The 18,060-nt window shown below is 46.0% G+C and carries 15 protein-coding genes; all 15 read right to left on the reverse strand.

Annotated elements, in window-relative coordinates:
- Positions 1-84: 84 nt before the first annotated feature.
- On the reverse strand, positions 85-873 hold the full coding sequence (locus BLR32_RS19505) for a 3-keto-disaccharide hydrolase (protein ID WP_245705468.1): 789 nt from the start codon (positions 871-873) through the stop codon (positions 85-87).
- A gap of 10 nt (positions 874-883) precedes the next feature.
- Entirely contained in the window at positions 884-2,272 is a 1,389-nt protein-coding gene (locus BLR32_RS19510) for a Gfo/Idh/MocA family protein (protein WP_089834520.1), read from the reverse strand.
- A 97-nt stretch (positions 2,273-2,369) separates the two neighbouring features.
- On the reverse strand, positions 2,370-3,179 hold the full coding sequence (locus BLR32_RS19515; RefSeq protein ID WP_245705469.1) for an endonuclease/exonuclease/phosphatase family protein: 810 nt from the start codon (positions 3,177-3,179) through the stop codon (positions 2,370-2,372).
- A gap of 17 nt (positions 3,180-3,196) precedes the next feature.
- The gene (locus tag BLR32_RS19520; protein WP_089834522.1) at positions 3,197-4,873 is read right to left on the reverse strand and encodes a RagB/SusD family nutrient uptake outer membrane protein; all 1,677 of its coding nucleotides are present in this window, start codon (positions 4,871-4,873) and stop codon (positions 3,197-3,199) included.
- A gap of 7 nt (positions 4,874-4,880) precedes the next feature.
- Positions 4,881-8,363, reverse strand: a complete 3,483-nt coding sequence (locus tag BLR32_RS19525) for a SusC/RagA family TonB-linked outer membrane protein (RefSeq protein ID WP_089834523.1) — start codon at positions 8,361-8,363, stop codon at positions 4,881-4,883.
- 11 nt (positions 8,364-8,374) lie between these two features.
- Positions 8,375-9,421, reverse strand: coding sequence for a FecR family protein (locus tag BLR32_RS19530; protein WP_089834524.1), 1,047 nt, complete (start codon positions 9,419-9,421; stop codon positions 8,375-8,377).
- Positions 9,422-9,497: 76 nt separating this feature from the next.
- Positions 9,498-10,154, reverse strand: a complete 657-nt coding sequence (locus tag BLR32_RS19535) for an RNA polymerase sigma factor (protein WP_089834525.1) — start codon at positions 10,152-10,154, stop codon at positions 9,498-9,500.
- Positions 10,155-10,333: 179 nt separating this feature from the next.
- Positions 10,334-12,004 carry a S41 family peptidase gene (locus BLR32_RS19540; protein ID WP_089834526.1) on the reverse strand — a complete coding sequence of 557 codons (1,671 nt, stop codon included), beginning with the start codon at positions 12,002-12,004 and terminating at the stop codon, positions 10,334-10,336.
- Between the two features lie 148 nt (positions 12,005-12,152).
- Positions 12,153-12,380, reverse strand: a complete 228-nt coding sequence (yidD, locus tag BLR32_RS19545; protein ID WP_089834527.1) for a membrane protein insertion efficiency factor YidD — start codon at positions 12,378-12,380, stop codon at positions 12,153-12,155.
- Positions 12,377-12,781: a ribonuclease P protein component gene (locus tag BLR32_RS19550; protein WP_317042842.1), complete on the reverse strand. Its 405-nt coding sequence runs from the start codon at positions 12,779-12,781 to the stop codon at positions 12,377-12,379. The genes yidD and BLR32_RS19550 overlap by 4 nt, the downstream gene beginning before the upstream one ends.
- 91 nt (positions 12,782-12,872) lie before the next feature.
- Complete coding sequence (rpmH, locus tag BLR32_RS19555) at positions 12,873-13,028, reverse strand: 50S ribosomal protein L34 (RefSeq protein ID WP_012788729.1); 156 nt, start codon at positions 13,026-13,028, stop codon at positions 12,873-12,875.
- A 175-nt stretch (positions 13,029-13,203) separates the two neighbouring features.
- Positions 13,204-13,713 carry an OmpH/Skp family outer membrane protein gene (locus BLR32_RS19560; RefSeq protein WP_176842350.1) on the reverse strand — a complete coding sequence of 170 codons (510 nt, stop codon included), beginning with the start codon at positions 13,711-13,713 and terminating at the stop codon, positions 13,204-13,206.
- A 64-nt stretch (positions 13,714-13,777) separates the two neighbouring features.
- On the reverse strand, positions 13,778-14,308 hold the full coding sequence (locus BLR32_RS19565; protein WP_089834669.1) for an OmpH/Skp family outer membrane protein: 531 nt from the start codon (positions 14,306-14,308) through the stop codon (positions 13,778-13,780).
- A gap of 195 nt (positions 14,309-14,503) precedes the next feature.
- Positions 14,504-17,245, reverse strand: a complete 2,742-nt coding sequence (locus BLR32_RS19570) for a BamA/OMP85 family outer membrane protein (RefSeq protein WP_089834530.1) — start codon at positions 17,243-17,245, stop codon at positions 14,504-14,506.
- Positions 17,226-17,987 carry an isoprenyl transferase gene (locus tag BLR32_RS19575; protein ID WP_176842351.1) on the reverse strand — a complete coding sequence of 254 codons (762 nt, stop codon included), beginning with the start codon at positions 17,985-17,987 and terminating at the stop codon, positions 17,226-17,228. Before BLR32_RS19575 ends, BLR32_RS19570 begins: the two co-directional genes overlap by 20 nt.
- Positions 17,988-18,060: the final 73 nt, after the last annotated feature.

The raw sequence follows: 18,060 nt of genomic DNA on the forward strand, positions 1-18,060 counted from the left end.
CTACAGCGGCCGTATCAAAGTATGATACGGCCGCTGTTCATATAGACTACTTATACAAGTACTTTCAGGAAGCTTCCTGGCTGCTTACAGCTGTTTGATCTTTACATTTTTGAACCATACTTCACTGCCGTGGTCCTGCAGATCAATATGTCCCTTCTTTGTTTCCCCATATTTCTTCGCATCCTTCCACTTCCCTTCTGCCTTCGCTTTCTTCCATTCAGGAGAACCGATCTGGTAGTCAGCTGTTTTCTGACCATTCAGCCAATGTTCCACATGTCCTTTGTTCACTACAATACGCGTATGATTCCATTCGCCTACTGGTTTTGCAGCTTTTACCAATGGTGCGCCCATCGCATAGTTAGCGCCTGTTTTCTGCCATTCTTCCAGTTTCTCAGGGAAGTTCTCATCATCTATTAACTGATATTCGGGACCACTCAGGTAAGCAGCATCCTCATCCTCAGAAGCCAGGTAAATAATACCGCTATTACCCTTAGGCGCTATTTTCCAATCTGTCGTAAACTCGAAGTTTTCGTATGTATCGTTGCTTGTCAGGTCTGCACGTTTATCACTCTTATCTTTCTCGCTACCCAGGCAATGCAATGTTCCATTCTCAGCTACCCAGCTGTTAGACGTTTTGCCTTTGTAGATATGCCATCCATCCAGGTTCTGGCCATTGAAGAGCAGCACCCAGCCTTCTGATTTTTCAGTATCTGACAATACATTCTGCGCAGTATCAGTTACAGGTGCAGCCTGTGCACTCGTATCTTCTTTTACAGCAGTAGAATCGTTACTGGTGGAACCGGTACTGCCACCACATGACATTACGCTGATAGCCATTACAGACATTACGGGAACAAATAATTTCTTCATCATGATTGCTTTTTTATTTGTTTATCAATTTGAGGGCCTTAGGATCCCAATGAATAATACGGTTCTGAAAATAACTGTCGTTACATAACAATGCAGGTGCTGCTGCGCGGTAGCCAAACAATGCATCTTCGTGCACCTTACCGCCGGTACGCATTGCGTTGAACAGATTGTAAAAATGATCGAAGTGTGCTCCTTTATATCCCTCTTCTGCTACATACTCCAGCTTTTCAGGAGGCAGCATATCCTTACGGTCATACACATATTGCTTGCCTGTATCTGTATCCTTTTTACCCTGCGTTAACGGATCAGATGCATCTACATGATTCCTGTTGCGGTACAGGGTTACTTTATCCCATTCCACCGTCATAGAGCCTTCGCTGCCCACCATACGCAGATAGTTGGTGCCACCGGTACCATCTACAAAGTTTACACGCAGTGAGAGATTAAATGCAGGATGCACTTCTGTTTCAGGATAGTCAAACATACCCAGCATAATATCAGGTACTTCACGGCCATCGTTCCAGTAACGCAAGCCGCCTGTTGCCATTACTTTATTGGGACCGATAGATCCAGTTACAAAATGCAGGCTGGAGAACAGGTGCACAAACAGATCGCCGGATACGCCTGTTCCATAGTCCCTGTAATTACGCCAGCGGAAGAAGCGCAGCGGGTCAAACTCCCGCTTGGGGGCATGCTCCAGGTATGTAGTCCAGTCAACCGTTTTCGGTGATGCATCCGCCGGGATAGGATATTGCCAGGCGCCCGTTGGAGACATACGGGCCCAGAAGCCTTCTGCATAATTAAGCTTACCAATGGCGCCTTCCTTTAATAATTGTTTTGCCTTTTCATTCCCAAGGGAACTCATACCCTGACTACCCACCTGGTATACGACCTTGCCATTCTTCTGTTGGGCTTCCACTACAGCGGGGCCTTCAGTTATATCGTGTACCATAGGCTTCTCACAGTAAACAGACTTTCCTTTATTCATCGCTGCTACAGAGATGTCCTTATGCCAGAAGTCGGGTGTAGCAATGATCACCGCATCTACATCCTTCCGCTCCAGGATCTCCCTGTAATCGCGGGTAGTAGCAATATCATTACCCCATTTCTTCTTTGCATCTGCCAGCCGGCCGTCATAGAGATCGCAGGCAGCAATCAGTTTAACACCGGGTACCGTAATCGCAGTATTGGTATCGGCTGTACCCATACCACCTGCACCGATCAGCGCGATCTGTATCTGATCATTGGCGCTGTACTTTTCGTTGACGCGATACAGTGACTGAAGGTTACGCTGCCTGTCAGCAGCTGTGATGATGTTGGGCAACAAAGATGCGCCTACGACACCCTTAGCCAGTTTGGTTATAAAGCCCCGGCGTGAATTGTTGTTAGAATTTTCAGGCATGTGTTTTCATTTAGTTTTACAATAACGTGTCTTGGAGCATAAGAGAAGTATAATTTATAATTAAAAAGCGGGAAATCATAATTTTCCCGCTTTTCTCTTAAAATATCAGCGTAGCCATTACCGGCAAATGGTCGGATGCATAACGCTCAGGGATCACCCGATGCTGCACTACCCGAAATGCAGCAGCAGGCCTGTACATGATAAAATCAATAGCGCTCTTCGGCACTTCTACAGGTATCGTAAACGGACAATTTTTACAGGTACGGGTAAAAGTACTGTCAAGTATACTGATTGCCCTACTCCCCTCTTTTGCATTCATATCCCCCGCCAGTATCACCGGCATTGCTGCCTGCCTTAATATGCGGGAGATCTCCCTTGTTTGCAATATCCTGTTGCTGTCACTCTTCGTTACATCCAGGTGTGTGCTGGCTATCATCAACTGCCTTCCTTCCGGCAATGTGACGGTGACAGTACACAATGCCCTGGGCTCTGCTTTTACATCAGGAACAGATGGTAAAGCATATGCATGTGATTCCTTCAGCGGGTAGCGTGACAGTATCGCGATACCATACTCTCCGCCATCATAGGGAATGGCCTTTGCAAAGAAGGCATGCATACCTGTCTTTGCAGCGAGCACGTCTGCTTCATGTACATCCCTTCCGGAACGTCCGGTATGCACATCTACTTCCTGCAAAGCAACGAAATCAGGCTGTTGCTCATTGATCACACGTGCGATGGCATCCAGGTCTATCAATCCCGGACGGGAAGGCGGATTAGCATGATGGATATTGTAACTTAATACCTTCAACGTATCCGGTTGTTTTCCTGTATTCTTTGTAAGCTTCTGTTCTCCACCGCATGCTGCAAGTACGAACACGATCCATGTAATTAATAAACTCCTCATCATTTAAATCGCTTTTATCATTACTCCCATCCTGGATTCTGCCCCAGTTCAGGGTTGCGCTGCCACTGCGTTAATGGTATCGGCCACAGATAGTTTTTAGGATCAGTAAAACGGCGGTTGGTATTGATGATCATATACCCCTTCGCATCTACCGGTACGCTGGCTACATAAGGCTTCATGTAATCAGGTACAAAGTCTTTCTTCATACCTTTTACATCCTGCGCCAGCAGGTCTCCCTTCTTCCAGCGCAACAAGTCAAAGTAACGTTGTCCTTCCAATGCCAGTTCCACACGTCTTTCACGGCGGATCTCTTCACGCAGGTCCATTCCCCAGCTATTCAGCTCTGAGATGATCATATGATGCATACCCACACGGTCTCTCAGCAGGTTGATGCTGATGTCCAGGTCTTCCTGCGTCAGCTTACCCTGCATTTCCCTGGCTTCTGCATAGTTCAGCAGCACTTCTGCATAACGCATGATATGGATATCATTCGGATCTTTGTTATAAGTAGCAACGGCAGACACCTGCACGTACTTGGTAAAGTAATAACCCGTTGCGGTTACACAACCTTTTTTATCAGAATTGAATTTTGGAAGATTATAAATGTCTGAAGGGCTTGCATCTGCATCACCATCATCTTTCCCTCCCCAGGTAGCACCGGGCGCCAGAATGGTTTGCTTCATCCTCGGGTCCCTGTTCTGGAATACGTCTCCATATGCAGTCTGTGTGCTTTCATTATACAAAGGAGATTTTTCAATAGGCATACCATCTGCACAGAGGTAAGCATCCACGAGCGACCTGGTAGGATTAAAACGTGATGTCTGATCAGGTACCTGCGCTTCACGACTCATATTATGCATAGAGATATCGATGAGATATAAACGTGCCAGCATGGTTTCTTTGTTAGCGCCTGCAGCCAGTTTCCCTTTGTGTGTGAACAGTTCATTATAACTGGTAGCAGGATTTCCGTTCGTATACAGCTTATATACATTCAGGTCCATCACTGCTTTTGCCGCCGCTTCAGCCACATCATATTTGCCGTAGAACAGTGCTACCCTCGACTTCCAGCCCAACGCTGCTCCTTTCGTGATACGTCCTACATCAGCTGCTCCATATGTTGCCGGCAGTTCAACTGCGGCTGAATCCAGCTGCTGTAATATGAAATCCACCACTTCCGCTCTTGGTGTACGAGGTCCATAGATCTGTTCATCACCAATATTCAGGGTGTTTGTCACCAGTGGTACATCTCCGAAAAAGAAACTAAGATAGCTGTACAGGAAGGCTCTTAGAAAGCGCACTTCTCCTGCATATTGCTTCAGGCTGCTTTCTTTGATTCCCTGTGCCTTCTGATAGTTCTCCAGGAAGTGGTTACAACGGCGGATACCTTTATACTGATTCAGCCATTCGGAATTCAGTGTACCTAATGTGAAGTCAAAATTGCCCGTTGAAATATTCAGGTAGTCACTTAAAGGAGGATAAATGGTGTTATCTCCCATATTCTCCATGTCGACTACATTCTTTCCTTTCAGATAATCGTAACAGCCGTTCACTGCCAGTTTCAGCTGTGGTTCTGTTTTCCAGAACTGTTCGCTGGTAATAGCATCAAGCGCCGGACGATCAAGGAAGTCCTTTGAACAGCCTGCGCTGCAGCCTGCCACTATTATCAGGATACCATATAAAATATGTTTACGATGCATTGCTGTTTTATTTAAAGTTGACGTTTATACCGAACACCACTGATTTCACCTGCGGATATTCACCGCCGTTAGTAGAGATCGTTTCAGGATCATAGGCATAGAAGAACTTTGTCTTTGTCAGCAGATTATCTGCTGATACATAAGCCCTGAGCCGCTGTATTCTTACTTTGCTGAACCATTGTGCAGGGAATGTATAGCCTAGCTGGATATTCTTCAGACGCAGGTATGCAGCATTCTGCAGCCAGTAGTCAGACAGGCGGCCGCTGTTGCGGGTATCCAGGAAAGTAAAGCGCGGATACCAGGCATCTGTGTTTTCTGGCGTCCAGTGATCCCTGTGCACCTCCTGCGGATAAGAGCCATATGCCTGGAAAGTATGCATACCTATTCCTGCTACATAACCATTCCCCTTACCTACTCCCTGCAGAAAAAAGGAGAAATCTATATTCTTCCAGCCCAGGTTACCTCTCAATGAATATGTGTACCGTGGGAATGCATCACCAATCACCTCACGGTCTTTATCTGCTGTAATTTTATTGTCTCCGTTCAGGTCCCTGTATCTGATATCACCAGGTCCAACCTTTCCTTTATCTGCATCAAAGATGGCAAACCTTGGCGTGAGCGCTCCCGTTACTGCATCTTTTGTAAAATCAGATTCCTGTGCCAGTCCATCTGTTCTGTATCCGTAGAAAGCATCGATAGGATAACCTACCTGGCGGATCCTGTCGTCGAGCACTGGCGGCGCTCCTCCAAGACTTTCTAATCTGTTCCTTACATCAGATAGCTGCGCAACAAGACCGTAGGTGAAATCCCTGATATGATCGTTCCAGGCTACACTAAGTTCCCAACCCTTATTGGATACGTTGCCAGCATTCTGATCAGGCACTTCCAGTCCTAATACATCCGGCTGTGGGACTTTCAGCTGTATGTCCATGGTGCGCTTGTTGAACCAGTCGGCAGTAACTGCGAGGCGACTGTTCAGGAAAGCCAGGTCAACGCCTACGTTGAACATATTTACCTTTTCCCATCTTAACAACGGGTTGGCCAGGTTGGTCTGTGCCAATCCGCGGGTCTGTGTATTACCGATTGGCATCGTAGATACACCTGTCAGCACTTCCTGATAAGGATACCATTCTGAATAGGCAGTGCCATCTGCTCCGTACTGATTACCCAGATTACCATAAGATACTCTCAGCTTACCTTCATTCAACCATTTGTTGCCTTTCAGGAATTCTTCCTGCGTGAAGCGCCAGCCTGCTGAAGCAGAAGGGAAAGCGCCGTAACGCCTGTCTGCCGCATAACGGGAAGAACCATCGTAGCGAAGATTGAATTCCAGCAGGTACTTTTCTTTATAATCATAATTCACGCGACCAAACCAGGAGCGCAAAGCATATTGATATGCGTCACCTGTAGCATTAGGATTATCAGATCCAAGATTGAAGACCGGCACATCATCGCTTACAAAATTCTGTTTGCTTGCATAAAAAGATTCATAGCGGAAGGTTTCCTGCTGATAGCCTCCCAGTAACTTCACGTGATGCTGTTGGATGCTGAAACCATAATTGATCAGGAGGGAAAGGTTATTCATACGACTGGTGTAATCTCTCATCTCCAGGCTGTTGCTGGTGGAGTTGGTATACCAGAACTCTCCGCTATCAGGATAATAGTAATCCAGCTTGCGATTAAATGTACTACGCTTCTGATTGATAATATTCGTTCCGTATTGTCCTGTAATATCAAGGCGGGGAAGCAGGTGTAATTTACCGGAAACATTTCCTGTCAGCTCCTGCGACTTAAAATTGTTAAATCCTCCATCTGTGGCCATGGCTACAGGATTGCTGGAACCGCCGCCATATCCCCAGGTGCCGTTACCGAATTTTACAGGATTCAGCGGCGACATGGTCAGTGCACTGTAGATTGGGCCAGAATTATAATCTGTTCCTCCGGCAGGCTGGTTCTGTGTACGGTCGATATAACCAATATTAGCATCAATATCAAGGACATCAAATAAGGAATAGGCATTCACTCTTGCACGCACGTTGTTACGCAGGAACTTGTACTGATCGCCTACTACCAATCCTTTCTGATCCTGCCTTCCATAAGAAAGATAATAAGACATATGCTGAGCGCCGCCGTTAAGGCTTACATTATGGTCCTGCAGGGGTGCATGATCTTTGATCAATGCTTTAGGCCAGTTGGTGTTGGCAAAATAATCAGGATCGCTGCCATCTTTTGCTTTCTGAATATCAGCGTCGGTATAAGTTTCCGGCAACCCAACATTGCGTTGTGCTTCGTTGAGCATTGACATATATTCTACAGCATCCAGCATCTTAGGCACTGCATATGGGCGTTGCAGCCCATAGTAACCATTGTAGCTGACAGTAGGCGCCTGGTTCAGCTTACCTTTTTTAGTGGTGACAAGTATCACGCCATTGGCGGCACGTGAACCATAGATGGATGCAGATGCTGCATCTTTCAATACAGATACACTTTCGATATCTGCAGGGTTCAGGAAGTTGATATCACCAGGCACGCCATCAATCAGAATAAAAGGATTCGCATTGTTGGTAGTACCTACACCACGTACCCTGATGGTTGATTTCGGATCACCGGGGAAACCTGTATTACTGACTACGGTCAATCCCGGCATCAGGCCCTGTAAGGCTGTAGTCATAGACGTCAGCGGCCTGCTGGCAAGGTCCTTTTCTCCTATCATGCTCACCGCACCAGTCAGATTTACTTTCTTCTGCGTGCCAAATCCAACTACCACAACCTGGTTCAACTGACGGGTATCTTCATTCAATACTATCTCTATCGCTTGTTGTCCGTTAACGGCCACCTCTTTTTGAAAATAACCTACATAAGAGAATACCAGCACGGCATCATTACCGGGAACACTGATCTCAAAGTGTCCGTTCGCATCTGTGACGGTACCATTGCCCTTTCCTTTCAGGGCCACACTCACACCAGGCAAAGCCACGCCGCCGGCGCCTTTTACAGTGCCGCTCACACGCATTACCTGGATACGCCGCCAGGTATTGTGGTTAATAGCGCTATTACTGCTCCATACTGTTTGGAGTTCCATTGCAGCATCGGAGGCGTCTGCATTGGGCGCTTTAGTATCTTTGGTCTCATCATCGCTGGAGATAGCAAACTGTCGTGGGGTGATCTGTTTCATTTCGAGCCCGTAAGGCCTGATCAATGATTGCAGGATGCGTGCAAAGGATTTTTCGCGGAAAGTTTCCCTGCCTTTATTAATCTTCATCTCCAATAATTCTGATCTGCAGAGGAAGCTGACGCCATGCGTCTTCTCAATGTCCTGCAGTATCTGTTTCAGTGTCTGCATTTGACGCTGACCAGATGTATAAGCGGGTATGTCATGTGCCGGCTGACTCAATACCGCGAAGTCCTGCGCATAGGCAGCCCTTCCGATCAGACACACACATAATAAGGTACATCTGCCCAACGTCCTGAGAGGTAGATTTGTGAGCATTTCTGATTATTTTATTGGTTACTGGATTGTATGAAAAGAGTATCTCCTTTCTTTTCAATTTTCAGGTTTAATGCAAATGATAATGTTTCCAGCAGTGAGGCTTCGTCTTTGACACTCAGGCTGCCAGACACCCGTTGCTTTGCCAATGTTGCATTGCTGATCTTTACATGATAGCTATAGGTATCTTCAATGTAATGGCCTATATCCTGTAAGCTTACTTTATCCAGGTACTGCCTTTCTTCTTTCCAGACAGCGTATAGTGATGGATTTACTTTCTTTCTGATGATCTTATTGCTGACTGCCTGATATTGCACGAAATCGCCGGGATCAAGAATGAATGGTGTTTCCGGCAACTCTTTGAAGTGGAGCCTGATCTTGCCTGTATTTAAGGTAACAGTTGTGGAGGCACCACCTTCTCTGACATTGAAAGACGTACCCAATACATCGATACGCAGATTGTCACTATGCACTACAAATTCATTTGCGGCACGCATCCCCGTAGCTGATGGTTTAATTTCAAAAAAGGCTTCGCCCTTTAACCAGATCTCCCGCTTAGCGCCAGGCTTCCAGTCTGCACGATATGAAAGCGTGGCACCCGCATTCAATCTAACCAGTGAACTGTCGGGTAGCCATACGGTTCTTACCGCTGCGGCATATCCTTTTACAGTCATCATTTCCGGCCCACGTAACACGAAGTACTTCCCCACTACCACGACGCTCACGATAATCGCAGCAGCAGCAGCCCACCACAGGAGCTTTCTCACAGCACGTACCTTTACTTCCGGCATGGCCTGTCTCTCTGCAGCTTCTATCATAGACAGGTTGCGCGCCAGCGACGCTGCAATCGCATCCTGATCAGGTAATCGTGCCTTGAATTGCAAACTGCTGATGAAAGCACGCGCTGCCTCCACCTGCTGCTGCTTGTCAGGGTGCACCTTTAGCCATGCCTGCCACCATGCATCATTAACTGCATCGGGGTATTTTACCCATCGTTGGAAGGCATCGTCTTTAATAAAATCTTCCGTTGTAAAAAATGTGTAGTCTTTGGAATGCTCCATGTTAGCCTGTTACAACTATAGGAGCAGGGAGGCGGGAGTTTTACCCCATGGGGAGAAAACTTTTTTTAGAAAAAATTTAAATACGGAATCCCGAGGATGTTCCAAGTATCGCGATTGATAACTGCAGACTGCCTAAAGCGACTGCAAGTGTAGCCAGTGTCATCACAGCCGGTACTAAAGGCATGGTGTGATAAGCATCGCGTAATACATCAATGGCACGGGCCATCAGCTTATATGTGGCTTTTACCGAGATCTGCAGGATGCCTGCGATCTCCTCATATTCCATGTTTTCATAGAAGCGGAAGAATATCGCTTCCTTCTGGCGGGGAGTGAGTTTTTCCATAGCACTCTTCAGTGCCTGGAGCTGTTCATGTTGTTCTTCTTTTGCAAGCTGCTGCTGTTCTGTGGATATTTCAAGTGCAAAAGGGTATTGTTCATCATCCAGGAGATCTTCCTGTTTGCGCTGAGATAATAATTTCAGCAGACAATGGCGGAAAGAAACAAACAGGTAGCTTCTGAATTCCCTGATGGCCGCCATTCGCTCGCGGTTCATCCAGAAACGGACAAAGATCTCCTGTATGCTGTCTTCAATCAGCACAACATTGTCTGTCAACTTGCATCCGTAGTTATATAAACGGGGGTAGTACAGTTTATAGATATCGGCATAAGCCCCTTTGTCTCCGGCTTTGCAAGCTTCCCATACAGCAGGATCTATATATTGGCTTTCATACATCTCACATTCTTGACGGAAAGACGTAAAATTATTGATAATGACCTGCCTGTTATGTTATCATTCAATTAACTAATCGTGGATCTTCTATAGGACATATCCGTGGAAAAACGAAATAGTCTATAGACAGGTGCATGGCAATCCTGTCTATGGACTATTCCTCTAAATTTAAAAAGATAATATTATTTCAGCAACTGCTGGTAACGTTCCGGTGCATGCAATACAGCGATTGCTTCGTTTACTTCATTATCGCTGGATAATGATTTCTCTATACGTCCGCGTTGCATATAATACCGGTTCACGATCTCTTCTTCCAGCAGGCGTTTGATCTCCTGTTTATTCTTGAGCAGGTCCTGCTTCTTATCATGTTTCATTTTTATCTGCAATGACTCAAATTCCTTTGCTACAGCATCGTAATACTTTTCCTTCTTCGCTGTAGCCTGGAAGCTTTCCAGCGCCTCTTCACTACGGGTTTTGTAGCTGTAATTCCGGCCATCGAGGTATTTCAGAAAATCTGCAAAGTCATCTTCGCTCAGCGCAAAGGTGCTGGCCTGCGGTAATTTCGGATGGCTGTAATAATACTGGGTAGCGTAGTCGAAAATGTATAGTTTGCGTAACAGGGTGATAGACACCTGGCTGAGCATGGTAGGTTCTACAGCATCATCCGGCTCAATACCACCTCCGTCTCTCACTTTACGGCCAGCTGCGGTATTGAATGAACGGCGCAGGGAGTCTGGCATGGATTCCACTTCTCCGTCACTATTCCGGTGGGAATAGTCAATAGCCTGTATACAACGACCGCTGGGGGTGTAGTATTTGGCTGTAGTTACCTTCAGTTTTGCATTATAAGGCAGCGGACGGGTAGTCTGCACCAGTCCCTTACCAAAAGAACGCTGGCCGATAATCACTCCTCTATCCAGGTCCTGAACGGCGCCTGCCACGATCTCTGAAGCAGATGCAGAAGAACGGTTGGTTAGTACTACCAGCGGGATGTGTGCATCTACTGCAGGTTCTTCTGTTTTGTACTCTCTGTCCCAGCTTTTCACCTTCCCTTTGGTGCTGACGATCAGTTTATTCTTATCCACGAAGATATTGGCCACTGACACTGCTTCGTCCAGCAAACCACCGGGATTGCCTCTCAGGTCGAGGATCAGTCCTTTCATAGTGGGATACTGTTTCTTCAGTTCTTCAAAAGCACTCTGTACCAGGTCGCCGCTGTTCTCTGTGAACTGCGTCATCCGGATATAACCGATATCTGTGCCTGTAATACCGGAGTAGCTCACAGCTCTTACATTTATCTCTTCCCTGATGATCTTTTTATTGCTTTCAGCGCCTGTTACGGGATGTTTGGTCACCATAGCCAGACTGGAGCCTGGAGCGCCTTTTAGTATACGACTGATCTCGTCCTGGTCCATGCCTTTGGTTGGCTTGCCATCGAGCGACAGGATAATATCTCCTGGTTTTACACCGGCTTTATCCATCGGACTGCCTTCATACACATCTGTAATGACGGTACGTTCGCTGTCTGTGTTAACAGAAACCCCTACCCCTCCGTATCTGCCGGTGGCCATAAATTTCAGCTCATCCAGGTTCTCTTCGGGCACAAAGTCGGTATAAGGATCTGTTTCTTCCAGCATGGCGTCAATGCCCTTATACATGAGTTTTTCCGGTGGCAGATCATCCACGTAATAGGTATTTAGCTCCCGGTAAAAGGCGGCGAATATGTCGAGATTCTTGGCTATTTCGAAGTATTTGTCCTTATCGTTATAATAAGCCATGATACTCATACCACCTCCTATCAGTAGCACCAATACCAACACTATCTTTACTTTTCTGCGAAAAAATGCACGCATAGGTCATTCAGTTAGAGTGAGAATAATCTTCCGGTGTGAAATTTACTTAATCTATTACACATAAACTGTTAAACATTCGGATCAATCCTGATATCTGGCAGTCTTCTATCCGGCATCCGGGCTGCAGTATCCTTTGGGAAGGACCTGTTCAGGGTACGGGATCATGTCCGTGTCCGCCCCAGGGGTGGCAGGACAATATCCGTTTAATGGTCAGGTAGCCGCCTTTGATGAGCCCATATTTCTGCAGGGCTTCCACCCCATATTGCGAGCAGGTGGGGGTATAGCGACATTTAGCACCCAGCAACGGGGAAATGCCCCACTGGTAGATCCTGATAAGCCATATAAACGGGTAACTTATGTATTGGAAGACTTTCATTGCGCCACTACTTCTTTTTCCAGTTTCTTTAAAATTACCGAAATTTTGCCGTGCAGGGTGGCGAAGGGCGCTATTTTCTTGTCGGTATAGATGAAGAAGAGGGCGAGTTGTTTGGATTGGCGGGAGAGTACGTCATAGAATTCCTGCTTTTGCAGGCGCCAGCATTCGCGTGTAAGACGTTTTACACGGTTCCGGTCCACCGCATGGGGGAATTTCCTGGTAGAGGCGCTGAAACCGACCTGGACGGGGTATTTATTCACAGGTTGATCTACCGGCATATAAATTACCCGGTAGGGAAAAACAGAAAACGCTTTTCCTTCCCGAAAAAGCGTTTCAATGAGTTTTCTGCTTTTTAACCTTTCTTCCTTGTTAAAAGAATAAGTTTTTATGGCAAGTCTGATTTATCATCCCAATAGCGATACATTCTGTTCTATCAAGAACCAGCCTTAAAGCCTGCAAGCACGGAGGCTATGCAGTTACGCAGCGGTTCTCTTATTTCAGCTTCCGCTCGTCAGAAACAGTTAATTTCTTACGGCCTTTCGCTCTGCGGGAAGCTAATACTTTACGGCCGTTAGCAGTTTCCATTCTCTTTCTAAAGCCATGAACGCTCTTTCTGCGTCTGTTATGCGGTTGAAAAGTACGTTTCATTTTAATATTTTGTTTTTACCTGTACTATACTAAACACTATCCCGGATTGCGGAATCCTGTTTTTAAAACGGAAGGCAAAGGTAGGGAAAAATATCAAATAGTAAAGTGTTTTCTAAAAAAATCTGCCCCGGAAGCCGGGGCAGATCTATTCTAAGTAATACTAGTATTGATCTGATTACTTGATACCCAGTTTGGTTTTAACCATTGGAGCCAGGTCATCACCTGCAGGAGATACCAACAGGATACCAGCTGAGCTATCCAGTACGTAAGCGTAGCCTTTTTCTTTTGCTACATCTTCGATCGCTTTACGCGCTTTGTCGTAGATCGGTTTCAGGATCTCAGCACGTTTTGCTTCAATCTTCTGCTGTGCGCTTTCCTGGTAGTCCTGGATATTTTTCTGTGCAGTCTGGATCTCTTTAGTTTTGATCTCCTTGATGTTATCGGTCATTGTTGCCGCACCTTTATCGAATTCAGTCAGTTTCTTCTGGTATTCTTCAATCAGCCCTTTACCATCTTTATCCAGTTCCTCAGCAAACTGCTGCAGTGTTTTCTGTGCAGTCTGCGCTTCCGGCATAGCCTCGATCAGCGCTTGTGCGTTAATATGTCCAACCTTGGACTGAGCCATTGCATTTACGCTGAACAATCCTGAAACTGCCACGAAAGCAATAATTACATACTTCTTCATGATGTTGTCTGTGTTTAAAAAACTTTTGTTACTAAAACTAAGGTTATAAAATGGTTTAAAAGATTTACTCGCCTGTTGTGCCCTTCTTGATACCCAGGGAACGTAATATGTCATCGCTCTTATCCAGTTTAGGATCAGAGAAAATTACAGTAATACCGCCCGACTTATCCAGTACGAAATCATACATTCTTGAAGCAGCCAGTTTTTGTACTGCATTGTAGACTTTATCCTGAATGGGTTTCACCAGTTCCTCCCTTTTCTTGAAAAGATCTCCTTCATATCCGAACCGCTTTTTCTGCAGGTCCTTTGCTTCCTTCTCCTTCGCTACTATTTCTTCTTCACGTTTGTGCTTCAGCTCTTCTGTCAGCATCACCTGTTCCGCCTGGTAAGACTTGTACATCTTATCTACTTCCAGGAATTTCGCATCTATTTCCTTCTGCCATTGTTCTGCTACTGCATCCAGTTTAGTCTGGGCTTCCTTGTAGTCAGGCACATTGTCCAGAATGTATTTCGTATCTATTACACAGTAACGCTGTGCAAAAGCCGTGATTGTGCTACTTAACAGAACGGCGGCTATGAGGGATATTTTTTTCATATGTCTCTTTTTCAAATTACCTGCCAATTTGGAACCAATGTTCGAATTTGCAATATATAATTTAAAATTTATTCAACGCACTATTCCGTCTACTACTTTATGTCCATATCTCTGCACCTCTCATCCTTCTCTTACATATTGACTACCAATCGTTCATTCCCGACATAATAGTGATCCCGACTGATCAGGCATCTATTATTCCGGTTCGAAGCCGAGCATAAAGGTGAACTTGGCTGCATCTTTCAGGCCAGCACCAGACTTGATACGGTCGAAACCGATACCGTAGTCAAATCCAAGCAAACCAAACATCGGCAGGTAGAAACGCATACCCAGACCGGCAGAACGACGTAACCTGAACGGATTGTAATCTTTCACATCCCTGTAACCGTTTGCTGCTTCCAGGAAGGCCAGACCGAAGATCGTAGAGCTTGGGTTCAGGCTGAATGGATAACGCAACTCCATCACATACTTGTTGAAAACAGTGAAGCCTTCGTAACCGCTTGGCTGACCATTTTCCTGGTTCTGTTTCGGATCGGATGTATAGTATACCGGATAACCTCTTTGGGAGATGATATCACGATCGTAGATAGCAAAGTTACTCAGACCATCGCCACCCAGCTCGAAACGGCCGAACGGTGATAATGTTGTACGGTTGTTGTAGCGGCCAATGTAACCGAATTTAGCTGCCACCTTCATTACAAATACCTTGTTGTCAGAACCTTTAGGTCTGGTCAATGGTACATACCATTCTGCATTGAAACGGTATTTCTGGTACTCGATGAAGTTAAACTGGTCGCTGATTGCCTCCAGTTTGTAATCCCTTGAAGGATTGAACACAGAGTAAGGAGGTGTGAACTGTCCGGACACCATAAAGTTGGAACCACTGCTCGGATAGATCTGCTGGTTCACAGATGAACGGGCCAGTGTCAGCTTTATGTTGATGTTGTTGGAAGTACCGCTGTTGAAACCAGGGATATTGAAATAGTTATAGTTCTTCAGTTTATACTGCTGATAGTTCAGAGAGTAGATCAGGGTGAAATAGTCATCCGGCCATTTCAGCTGTTTACCCAGTGATACGGATCCACCCAATACTTTAAAGTAAGCATTGTTGGAAAGGGTGCTACCATATATATATGCTGAGTAAGCGTTCGGATTCTGGTAGCTGCTATAGAAGCTCACAGAGAACTGGTTACGCTTTTTACCGCCCAGCCATGGTTCTGTAAAGGAGAAGTTATAAGAGCGGTATGCCTTACCATTGGAAGACACACGTACAGATAATTTCTGACCATCACCACTTGGTAAAGGATCCCATGTTTCTTTCCTGAAGATGTTACGCAGAGAGAAGTTGTTGAACGTTACACCCAGTGTACCGGTCAGACCGATATAACCACCCCAGCCCGCAGAAAGTTCCAGCTGGTCGTTTGCTTTTTCTTCTACTGTATAGTTAATGTCCACAGTACCATCCGCGATGTTAGGCACCGGGTCCATACCAATCTTCTCAGGGTTGAAGAAACCGAGGTTCGCGATCTCCCTGTTGGAACGGATCAGGTCTGTACGGCTGAATTTCTCACCAGGCAGGGTACGCAGCTCACGACGAATTACGTGCTCGTTGGTTTTTTCGTTACCGGCAATACGTACTTCCTTGATGGTAGCCTGCGGACCTTCAGAGATCCTGATCTCGTAGTCGATGGTATCACCATGAATACCGATCTCCACAGGGTCAGCACGGAAGAACAGGTAACCGAAGTCCATATACATACCGCCGATGTCGCCACCTTCGGAAGATAATAAACGTTTCTGCAGCATCTCCTGGTTGTAAACGTCCCCTTTCTTGATACCCAGTACGCGGGTCAGCAGGGAGTCGTTGTAACGGGAGTTACCTTTCCAGGTAATGTTACCGAAGTAGTATTTTTTACCTTCATTGATTTCCATGCTCACGTTCACACCACCATTCCGGGAAGTATAGGTAGTATCTCTTACCAGCACGGCATCACGGTAACCCTGGGTATTATAGTAAGCAATTACTTTCTCTTTGTCTTCTGTATACTTTCCTTCATTGAATTTCGCAGAAGAGAACAGTTTGAAACGGAAATAAGGATCTAACTGATCCAGTGTACGGGAAGGATACAGGAAGCCGAAGGTTTTCCAGTAATTCTCCTGTACATCGCTTGAATCACTCCATACAGGTTCAGAATCGGGATGAAGGGTGAAGCGGGTACGTTCCTTTGTACCTTTCATCTTCTTCTTCACTTTTGAATCTGCGATGTTATTATTACCTACGATGAAGATATCGTTCACCTTTGATTTACCGCCTTTTACCACGGTTATTACCAGGTCAGCAGCGTTTACCTGCGCGGTATCCACTCTTTCGGTAATAGTCACCGCTGCGTTGCGGAAACCTTTATCAGCGTAATGTTTGGAGATGATGCCGATGGCATTCTGCTTCATACTTTCAGTTACAACGGAACCTTTACGCAGGGCGGCTTTTTTGATCAGCTCTTCTGTTTCGGATTTCTTAACGCCTCTGAAGATGAAGTTATTCAGACGGGGACGTTCCTGCAGGTCTATTTCCAGCCAGATCTTTCCGTCTTCTATTTTAGTAACATAAATGGCTACGTTAGCAAACAAACGCTGGCCCCAGAGCGCCTGGATAGCCTTTGCAAACTGGTCGCCACCGGGATAAACGATCTTGTCGCCTACGTTCAGGCCAGAAAGGGACACCAGCAGGGATTTATCCAGGTATTGGGTACCGGAGATGGTGATGTCAGCTATTTCGTATGGCTGTGGTTGCGAATTTCCCAGTGGTAAACTTAATCCCGCCGCCGGTTGCTGGTCAGGAGCAGGAGCAATGGTGTCCTTATTTTGAGCGGACACACGAATGCCGGCACTGCAACATAATACTATGGCCAGTAGGCTCTTAGGAAATAATTTCTTCATTCTGCTGTATTTGTTCGCTTGTTTTGCCAAAGCGCCTTTCTCTGTTCTGATAATTTAGGATGGCTTCGTAAAGATGTTCTTTGCGGAAATCCGGCCAACGGGTGTCCGTAAAATAGAGCTCCGCGTATGCCAGCTGATATAATAAGAAGTTGCTGATCCTGCATTCTCCGCTGGTCCTGATCATTAATTCCGGGTCAGGCAATGCGGCAGTACACAGATATTTCTGCCACATTTCAGGGGTTACCGCCTCCGGAGCAAGTTTTCCGTCTTTTACATCCTGCGCAATATTTTTTGCAGCATTCACTATCTCCCAACGGGCACTGTAGCTAAGCGCCATGACAAGGTTCAACCCTGTATTCTGGGCTGTCATCGTCATTGCCTCCTCCATTTCCGTTTTGCAGTTGCCCGGCAGCATGTTCATGTCCCCGATCACATGCAGCCTGATATTATTCTTCATGAGGGTAGCTACCTCACTGCGAATGGTATTTACGAGTAATTCCATGATCCCGTTCACTTCGTAAACGGGTCGGTCCCAGTTCTCTGTAGAAAAAGCATACAAGGTAAGATACCCGATACCTAATTCAGCACAGGCCTCGGTAATGTTACGCACACTTTCGACGCCCTCATGGTGTCCGAAAAGCCTGTCCTGGCCACGCTCTTTCGCCCAGCGGCCATTTCCATCCATAATGATGGCAATATGTCGTGGTAACCGTTGCAAGTCTAATTTATCCTTCAAACTCATGAGTATCTCCGGCGGATTATATATCGATACAGATTTTTAGTAAAGTTTGCAAAGATACAAAAATAGAATTATG

This window comes from Chitinophaga filiformis (genome assembly GCF_900102545.1).
GTDB classification, from domain to species: domain Bacteria; phylum Bacteroidota; class Bacteroidia; order Chitinophagales; family Chitinophagaceae; genus Chitinophaga; species Chitinophaga filiformis.